An 8,660-nucleotide genomic window follows, 5' to 3' on the forward strand; every position below is an offset into this window, starting at 1 on the left:
ACGGCAACGGATGCCATCATTGTAACGGAACTGGATATTATAAAAATGATAGAAAATAATTGTGAAAGAGAAGGAGCATTGGTTTGTGCCAGGGCTTTTTTATTTAATTTCAGTTACGGACAAAATCTTAACCGCAATTTCATGCCAGCAGCAAAATCAATTTTTCTCATTTGTCCATTCAGAATTATCTGGATCAAGGGGAGAATGACAACAATGTCATTTATTTTTAAACCTTAAAAATGTATAACCCCGTCCTAAAATTAGAACAGGGTTAAAATAAAGTTGTTGTTTAATTGTTGATAAAAACACTTCACTGAGCAACTATTTCGACATAAAGTTAATTCTGCACTATCTGAATAAGGTTGCCGCATGTATCGTCGAAGACAGCTATTGTGACTTCGCCCATTTTTGTCGGCTCTATAGTAAACTTCACGCCGTTTTCCAATAATCGTTCGTACTCTTTACGAATATCTGCAACGCCAAACATTGTTGCTGGGATACCTTCGGAAAATATCTTCTTTTGATACTCTTGCGCAGCCGGATGGACATTCGGTTCAAGCAAAAGCTCGGTACCGTCTTGATCACCGGGAGAAACAAGCGTTATCCACCTAAATTCTCCGGTGGGAACGTCGTGCTTTTTTACAAAGCCCAGCGTTTCTGTATAAAACTCAAGTGCCTTGTCTTGATCTTGTACGAATATACTGGTAACAATGATTTTCATACTGTTTTTGCCTCCTTTGATAGTTGCTAATTATGATGATGCCTTGCTAACAATCTGGCTGCAAGCAAAACATCCCAACAGTCGTCAGAAGTTCCATTTTAAATTATTTGATGGAGTGTTACCTGCGATCTAAAAAGGAGTTCGAATGAACGCAAAGTGAGGTAATATCTTAAAGTTTGATTAATATATTTTCTTATCAAATGTACTTGTGCGAGCCATCACAGTTAGGCTGCTTTTTCACAATGCAGCTGCTCCGTCTCACCATCTTCATTTGTAAACTGTCTAACAAAGTCATAATAAAACTGTTTTTCTCCTGTGAAATTATAAACACCACATTGAAACAGCAGTGCTGCTTCCTCTTCTCCATCTACTTTTTCTTTTCCAACAGCTTTAAATCCTTCCCACACCTGTACAATACCTGTAGAGGTTTCACCAATTTTGTTTTTTAGATATTGCTCTGTTTCTTCTATTTTCATTATTAATTCACTCCATGTTTTATTGAAATTTATCGCATTACCGCCAGAAGACTCCTTCGAATTGCTCCGCAATTATATGAGTAAAAACTGTAATATGTATGGATAAATGAATGAAGTCAAAGCGGTAGTAGAGACACCGCTAATATCTGGATCTGAAGATTTTGCTTACTATTTGGGGAAGATCCCTGGTAGTATGTTTTATTGGAGCAAAGCCGGCGGAGGTCCAGTTTATCCTTATCATCCTAAATTCACCATTAACGAAGATAGCTTGATTATGGCAGCAAAAGCAATGGTAGCTGTTGTTACGGAACATTTCGAGCAAGAATAAAGTAAACAAATGGACGTTCTTAATGCTTCGAGCGTGGGAGCCGTCTTTTTTAAAGGAGTGATCATATGTCTTTTACAAGCCTAAAAGAATTAATTGAACAAGCAGATCAGGAAAAAACAACAATTTCGGAATTGATGATCAATACTGAGGTGGAACAGAAAGGTTATTCTAGAGAAACGATCATCGCAAAAATGTCGGAACAATTTACGGTAATGGAAGAGGCTGTCCGGAGAGGAACAATGAGTCCTGTTATGTCCCGAACTGGTTTGACGGGTGGAGATGGAAACCGTCTTTATCAGTATGCAAAAAACGGGAACTCATTTGTCAATCCTATAACATTAAATGCTGCCGCAAATGCGCTGGCGGTATCAGAAGTAAATGCGGCAATGGGGCGGATTGTAGCGACGCCAACAGCCGGTTCAGCGGGAATCTTGCCAGCCGTACTTGTTCACGCCCTTGACAGCGGAAACTTCACCCGTGAGCAGATTATACAGTCGATATTTACTGCTTCTGCTCTCGGTTTAGTCATTGCCAATAAAGCTTCGATATCAGGGGCTGCCGGCGGATGCCAGGCTGAAGTCGGATCAGCAACAGGAATGGCAGCTGGAACATTAGTTGAGCTTGCTGGCGGAACACCGGCACAGGTAGGAAATGCCGTCGGAATTGCTTTGAAAAATTCACTCGGATTGGTTTGTGATCCAGTTGCTGGTCTGGTGGAAATACCTTGCATCATTCGCAACGGTTTACATGCCATTACCGCACAAGCTGCAGCAGATATGGCTCTAGCTGGGGTAACAAGCATCATTCTTCCAGATGAAGTGATCCATGTTATGCATGAAGTTGGGCAGCAAATGCCCGAATCATTGAGAGAAACCGGGATAGGGGGTCTTGCTGGAACTCCGACAGGGCAAAAATTAAAAGAACAGATTCTCGGTGAAAAAACGAGTAGTGGCGGGCCAGCGAAATACGAAAGTGCATATGAAATCATCGGTCCTGTAATGGTTGGCCCTTCAAGTTCGCATACAGCCGGAGCTGTCCGAATCGGGAACATTGCCCGCCAGCTATTAAATGAGAATCCTTTATATGTGAATTTTTCGCTAATGGGCTCCTTTGCCAAAACCTATCAGGGCCATGGGACAGACCTAGCTCTATTAGCAGGTGTTCTTGGGTTAACCACAATGGATGATGGCATTCCAAACGCTAAAGAACTCGCTAATGAAAAAGGACTACAATATGAATTCACAAACCGGGTGCTTGGAAGTTATCATCCAAATACCGTTCTCGTTGAACTGACAGGCCCCTCTCGTACTGTAAAGGTACTGGCCAGTTCTTTAGGCGGTGGTAAGGTGGAGGTTCAGGAATTTAATGATTATCCATTAAAGTTTTCAGGAGAACGGCCAACACTTGTCATCCGCCATACCGATAAAAAAGGAGTTATTGCCGACTTATCCGGAATTCTTTATCAAAATGGATATAACATCGCCCGTATGGCTAATGAACGTTCGAAAATTAATGGTGAGGCCATAACGATTTGTGAAATCGATAACCAAATAGAAGAAACTTTTCTATCTGTACTAAAAAAAGAAATTCCGATTATTAACGAGATTGGCCTGGTTCAAACTAAGTAGTTGACTAGCAAGTGTTCAATACGAACGAAAATGAGTCAAAGAAAACTGCGAAAAGAATACGGCATACCATTGAACATGCAGGCTGAAACAGCTATGGTATAACGATCAGCATTGGCATGACGCTCTTTATCCCTAATGAATAGATCGCGCAACCGTGCGCTGTATCTCTCTAAAAACCAAGGAAGAAACCGTGTGACACTTTTGTGAAGCAGATGAAAATGCAAAAAAGCAGCCAGGCGAGGGAAGCTTGACTGTAGAACAATACGTTTGTAGGAGTTGGGCTTAGAATTAACAACACCCCTATAACCCTAAATATGAAATTTTATACAAAAAATAAAACAGCCAGGCGGGAACCTGACTGCAGAGGAAGTCAATAAGCCTGAAAGCGGACATGGTAAGCAGATTATTAGCTGGCAGAGGAACAAGCCTTGTCATACTAAATTGAAGACGGATATACGATTTTGATAAAAAGGCGGATAATTTCAGTTTATCTAAACTTCTTCAGATATGGCACAAATATAATTATTTAAAATACAAACAACTTGAAGTGGATTGTATCAATAAAAAAATTCAAAGAGAATTTGAGAAAAAGAAATTATATCATTACGAAAAGTATAGGGAGAATTTTAACTATTACTTAAAGAACTGTTGAGTAAGCAAAACTGAATAAATCAAGCTAGAGCATCCTATCTAGGTGCTCTTTTTTGTAGCCAAAAACCATGTTGCCTTTGAACGGCATTTTTAATATAAAAAGGAATGAGTAACTGAAAGAGGTTGGAGGATTCAGGAAGGAAAGCCAAAAGGTACTACTATATTGTTATTCTTCATTTAAGTTATATAATGAAGTCATCAAGATAGACGAAGGTGGGAGACTTTTTGACATTACTTTTTGGCTTTTCTGAATACCTTAGAAAAAATACAAATTCTCTAGCTCGTGAAATTGTTGAGGCTGTTCTTCGTAAAATGAATTTAGAAATTCCTGAATGGGAGAAAGAACAAGCTGTCATTATGTATGTTGAACTTTTGGGATTTTTAAGCGAATTAGTGCTGGATGAAAGGAAAGATACAGCTCCGGAAGCTCTTATAAAATGGAGTAAGCAAAATGCAGCTATGCAGGTATCATCAGGAGGAACAATTTCGGAAATTGCCGTTCGGTATCCTCCAACCCGGCAGGTTTTCCTTGAGCTGTTTACAAAAATTAGCTCACAGCTTGGTTTATCTCTAAACGAAAATGTTTTTATCATAAAACAGATCAACACCTTATTAGATATCAGCTTAAACGAAACCATTTTCGCATTTGAACGCCTTTCCGATCAGCTGCAAGAGGAAAACCAAAAAGAACTGGCAAGACTATCAGCACCTATTGTGCCTGTTAAAGATGATGTAGTCGTTATTCCCCTGATTGGAGAATTCAGCGAATACCGATTGAAATATATAGCAGACCATGTTATCCCAAAAATCTCGGAAATGGATGTTGACTTTGTTATCGCTGACCTTTCAGGAATTTTTAACCTCAATAAAGAAATTGCAAAATATTTTGATCAAATAGGGGTAACGCTTCAGCTAATGGGAATTCGTGTCCTTACGACAGGCTTACGTCCAGAAGTCGTACAAGCAGTGATTAGCAGTCAGAGTGTTGACCCGTCTAAAATTGAAGCTTTTGCTACTGTGAAGCAGGCATTAGAAAGCCTCCAGTAGATTTTGTTCAGGAATGAGCAGTTTATATGCATGCTTTGGTTGTCATCAGGGCAAGGGATAAGTGTTAATAAATTAATACAAACTTATGTATGTAAATAAAACAGGAGACTTGCAGATGCAAGTCTATTTTTTATTACTCATAAGGAATGATTTTACATGAATAAACTTTATTTAGTGCGCGTCTACACTTATCTAAATAGAATAAGGGAGACGTTAAACGTGATTAAATCAGAAAAAGTTAAAATGACCGGTACGATTATTGTATTCAGTTTGGTAATGGCGTTAATGTTGTTTGTATCTGCGAAAGCAGGGGAATCCCTGCACATGGTACAGGACAAGGAGTTATCGTTCAGATACTTTATTCAAGAATTGAAGAGTTCTCGGGTTTCTAGTCGCATTAAACACTTCATTAGGCGTACCTTGTTCAACTACAACACCGTCGTCCATAAAAATGATTTGGTCGGCAGCTTCGTTCGCAAACTTCATTTCGTGGGTTACGACTACCATTGTCCTCCCTTCATTTGCCAGGTCTTTCATTACCTTTAGTACTTCACCGACCAGCTCAGGATCGAGAGCGGATGTTGGCTCATCAAAAAGAAGAACCTCCGGATCAATAGCCATCGCGCGTGCGATCCCAACACGCTGCTGCTGGCCTCCGGATAATTGGAACGGATACATATCCGCGCGGTCACGCAACCCGACTTTTTCCAATAAAGATAAAGCTTTTTTTCTGGCATCGTCTTTAGAACGTTTTAAAACAATCACTTGTCCCTCCATGACATTCTCAGCAGCCGTCAAATGAGGGAATAAGTTATAGCTTTGAAAAACCATTCCGGTCTGCTTTCTAAAAGAAACAATTTCCGCTTGTTTAAGCCTGGTGCTTGCCGTTATATTTAACGTTTTGTTTCCTAGAGTAATGGTTCCTTTGTCAGGCATCTCTAGCAGGTTCAAACAGCGGAGGAGCGTTGTTTTTCCAGATCCTGAAGGCCCGATAATGACTGCTGTTTTTCCTTTTTCAATAGAAAGACTTACTCCTTTTAATACTTCGAGTTTATCAAACCGTTTGTTTAAATTATCAATTGTGATCATCGCTTACCCTCCACTATTTCGCTACGCCGCGACCATACCGTATTTCGAGCCTGCCCTGAAAATAAGAAAGCACAGTACTGAATATTAAGTAGAAGAAGGCTACTTCGATATAAAGCCAGAGGGGCTCATACGTAACAGCTGCAATCTGCTGTCCCTTTTGAAATAATTCAGTAACCGTAATAGTGGCGGCAAGAGAAGTATCTTTAACAAGACTGATAAAAGAATTTCCAAGCGGTGGAAGGGAAACACGAACCGCCTGCGGAAGCACAATCCTTTTAAGAGCCTGAGATTTTGTCATGCCAATACTATAGGCGGCTTCCCACTGGCCTTTATTAATCGATAATATGGCGGCACGTATGATCTCCGAACTGTATGCCCCTTTATTCAGGGTGAAAACAATAACAGCAGCCGCAAACGGAGAAAGGGTAACTCCTACGCTTGGAAGCCCGTAGAAAATGATAAACAACTGAACCAATAATGGCGTTCCCCTAAAAATCCATACATAAAAACGTGTTAAAAGAACAAGAGGCATAAATCCGGAAATCCTTGCTACAGCTGTAAAGAAAGCTAAAATTAGGCCAAGGGTAAAAGTGATTAGTGTTAAAGGAATGGTGTACTGCAAACCAGCCATTAAGATAGGAAAAAAGGATTCACTAAGGATTCCTATAATTCGTTCTGTACGTTCCTCCCCAAACATATGCGATCTCTTCCTTTATTTCGATACGTCTGCACCGAACCATTTATTAGATATTTTTTCGAACGTACCGTCTTTTTTCATGTCGTTAAGAGCACCGTTAACAGCATCAATTAATTCCTTATTGTCTTTACGGAAAAGAAAAGCACTCTCAGCAGCATTGTTTTCCGTATAGGTGACCTTGATTGGAAGCTCAGGACGCTGCTTTTTTAAATCTAAATAAGAAAGACTATCGTTTAGAGTAGCGTCAGCGCGCTTAGAGGTGACTAAATCTATCGCCTGGTTAAAACTCTCTACTCCGGTAATTTTTGCTCCATGCTCTTCTGTTGTTTGGCGGTAATTGCTTGTTAAAGACTGGGCAACTGTTTTGCCTTGCAAATCATCAAGCGATTTAATCTCGTTGTTGTCTTCTCTTACAATTAGAACAGCTTTTGAAATGGTATAAGGATCAGAAAAATCATATTTTTCTTTGCGCTCATCGTTGATTCCAACCTGATTTGCAATCATATCATAGCGTTTCGCATCAAGCCCGGCAATCATGCCATCCCACTTTGTTTCAACAAACTGCGGCTTAATATCTAAACGTTTAAATACTTCTGTTGCAACTTCGACATCAAACCCAGTTAATTTTCCGGACTTATCATGGAAGGTAAATGGAGAATATGTACCTTCAGTGCCAATTGTGATGACGCCTTTTTCTTTTATTTTCTCATAAGAGCTTTGTGCTTCCTGTTTATTTCCTTCCTCCTTCTTACCCTCGTTTGCATTATTTCCGCCGCATGCAGCAAGTGCGAGAACCAAAACAAGAGTAATGATAGATAATGCTAATTTTTTCATGCTGTAACCTCCAGTTTTGTTATAGGTTTTGTAAACTTATTGCTAGATGGTTCAGTAAGCTCTAAATGTCAGCGAATTTACGGTGTATTTTTCCCTCAGAGCAAAGTAATATTCCATTATTCATAATTGGATCAAACAACATGAAAAATACGGTGAGAAAGCTCTCGAAAACGCTATAGACCTTATTCTCTGCAGGATAAAAAAGTTTCCAAGAGACAAACTGACGTTCCTTTTTTGGAATATTCTTATTACTAAAAGAGCAGGAGCTGTTAAACATGGCAAAACGTAAAACCATAAAAGAATGTAATAAAGAGCTGGCTTTACAAGTGCTAAAGCTGCATATTTATGGCTTAAAATTACGTGCCATGCCTGTTTCTGCTCAAAAAGAAAAGATTAAAAAAACTCTAGGGTGCGCTCGTTTCACAAAAAACTTTTATCTTGCTGAACGGATGGAAGGTTACAGGGGAACAGGAGAAACCCTATCGGTTGCTTAATTCAAAAAAGCATTTAATTCTCTCAAAGAGCATTCTGATTTTAACTGGCTCAATGAAGTTGATAAATTTGTGTGGAATGTGCCTGTGAGGAAGTGCAGGATGGGTATGACCGTTTTTTAAAAGGTCAGAATAAATTTCCTAATTTCAAAAAGAAACACGCTTTTAAACAGAGTTATTCAACAAAAGAAACCAACAACAATATTAAATTGAATATAGAAAGCGAAACTGTTCAACTGTCGAAAATCGGCAAGGTTAAAGTCCGTTTGTCGAAGAAACATCATCAGGTGTTTCAAAAGAATGGCTTTAATGGAAAAATCAAAGGAGCCACTGTGTCTCGTCACAGCAGCGGCTGTTATTATATTTCTTTAAAAGTAGAAGAAGTTATACCGTTAAAATCTGAGCTTGACTTAGCTTCTATTGGAAATGCTAAAAAAAGAAAGTTAGTAATAAATATTTTAAAAAAATATTGATTTTAGAATTTAAGGATGATAGTATTTAATATCTGTCGTTAGTGCAGATTATTCTGCAGTAGCTCAGTGGTAGAGCGCCTGCTTTGCACGCAGGAGGTCAGCGGTTCGATCCCGCTAGGCTCCACCAATTATTTTTATATGCCACGTTGGAGGAATACCCAAGTCCGGCTGAAGGGATCGGTCTTGAAAACCGACAGGCGGGTCAAACCGCGCAGGGGTTCGAAT

General features: G+C 39.5%; 11 protein-coding genes. 6 read left to right on the forward strand and 5 right to left on the reverse strand.

Annotation, left to right across the window (positions count from 1 at the left end; all coding sequences use genetic code 11):
• Positions 1 to 237, forward strand: a 237-nt coding sequence (locus RG959_RS23470) for a hypothetical protein (RefSeq protein ID WP_342799222.1), incomplete at its 5' end; no start/stop codon positions are given.
• Positions 238 to 337: 100 nt separating this feature from the next.
• Here the strand turns inward: RG959_RS23470 and RG959_RS23475 are convergent.
• The gene (locus RG959_RS23475; RefSeq protein ID WP_342799223.1) at positions 338 to 721 is read right to left on the reverse strand and encodes a VOC family protein; all 384 of its coding nucleotides are present in this window, start codon (positions 719 to 721) and stop codon (positions 338 to 340) included.
• Between the two features lie 224 nt (positions 722 to 945).
• The gene (locus RG959_RS23480) at positions 946 to 1,197 is read right to left on the reverse strand and encodes a hypothetical protein (protein ID WP_342799224.1); all 252 of its coding nucleotides are present in this window, start codon (positions 1,195 to 1,197) and stop codon (positions 946 to 948) included.
• 106 nt (positions 1,198 to 1,303) lie between these two features.
• On the opposite strand from RG959_RS23480, the gene RG959_RS23485 reads away from it, so the two are divergent.
• From RG959_RS23485 to RG959_RS23495, 3 genes are all read left to right on the forward strand, one after another.
• Positions 1,304 to 1,525, forward strand: coding sequence for a hypothetical protein (locus RG959_RS23485; RefSeq protein ID WP_342799225.1), 222 nt, complete (start codon positions 1,304 to 1,306; stop codon positions 1,523 to 1,525).
• Positions 1,526 to 1,590: 65 nt separating this feature from the next.
• Positions 1,591 to 3,153 (forward strand): L-serine ammonia-lyase, iron-sulfur-dependent, subunit alpha, encoded by a 1,563-nt coding sequence (gene sdaAA, locus RG959_RS23490; protein ID WP_342799226.1) that lies wholly within the window; start codon positions 1,591 to 1,593, stop codon positions 3,151 to 3,153.
• An 876-nt stretch (positions 3,154 to 4,029) separates the two neighbouring features.
• Positions 4,030 to 4,851 carry an STAS domain-containing protein gene (locus RG959_RS23495; RefSeq protein ID WP_342799227.1) on the forward strand — a complete coding sequence of 274 codons (822 nt, stop codon included), beginning with the start codon at positions 4,030 to 4,032 and terminating at the stop codon, positions 4,849 to 4,851.
• Between the two features lie 342 nt (positions 4,852 to 5,193).
• On the opposite strand, the gene RG959_RS23500 is transcribed toward RG959_RS23495, so the two are convergent.
• Genes RG959_RS23500 through RG959_RS23510 form a run of 3 tightly spaced genes read right to left on the reverse strand, consistent with a single transcriptional unit; the run spans position 5,194 to position 7,471 of the window.
• On the reverse strand, positions 5,194 to 5,940 hold the full coding sequence (locus tag RG959_RS23500; protein WP_342799228.1) for an amino acid ABC transporter ATP-binding protein: 747 nt from the start codon (positions 5,938 to 5,940) through the stop codon (positions 5,194 to 5,196).
• A gap of 13 nt (positions 5,941 to 5,953) precedes the next feature.
• Positions 5,954 to 6,637 (reverse strand): amino acid ABC transporter permease, encoded by a 684-nt coding sequence (locus tag RG959_RS23505; RefSeq protein ID WP_342799229.1) that lies wholly within the window; start codon positions 6,635 to 6,637, stop codon positions 5,954 to 5,956.
• Between the two features lie 15 nt (positions 6,638 to 6,652).
• Positions 6,653 to 7,471, reverse strand: a complete 819-nt coding sequence (locus tag RG959_RS23510; RefSeq protein ID WP_342799230.1) for an amino acid ABC transporter substrate-binding protein — start codon at positions 7,469 to 7,471, stop codon at positions 6,653 to 6,655.
• A gap of 275 nt (positions 7,472 to 7,746) precedes the next feature.
• Between RG959_RS23510 and RG959_RS23515 the strand changes: the two genes are divergently transcribed.
• Together RG959_RS23515 and RG959_RS23520 are read left to right on the forward strand one after the other, a co-directional pair.
• The gene (locus tag RG959_RS23515; protein WP_342799231.1) at positions 7,747 to 7,965 is read left to right on the forward strand and encodes a helix-turn-helix domain-containing protein; all 219 of its coding nucleotides are present in this window, start codon (positions 7,747 to 7,749) and stop codon (positions 7,963 to 7,965) included.
• A gap of 92 nt (positions 7,966 to 8,057) precedes the next feature.
• Positions 8,058 to 8,435 carry a hypothetical protein gene (locus RG959_RS23520; protein WP_342799232.1) on the forward strand — a complete coding sequence of 126 codons (378 nt, stop codon included), beginning with the start codon at positions 8,058 to 8,060 and terminating at the stop codon, positions 8,433 to 8,435.
• Positions 8,436 to 8,660 lie beyond the last annotated feature (225 nt).

The sequence above is a fragment of the Domibacillus sp. 8LH genome (genome assembly GCF_038806185.1).
Classification (GTDB): Bacteria; Bacillota; Bacilli; order Bacillales; family Domibacillaceae; genus Domibacillus; species Domibacillus indicus_A.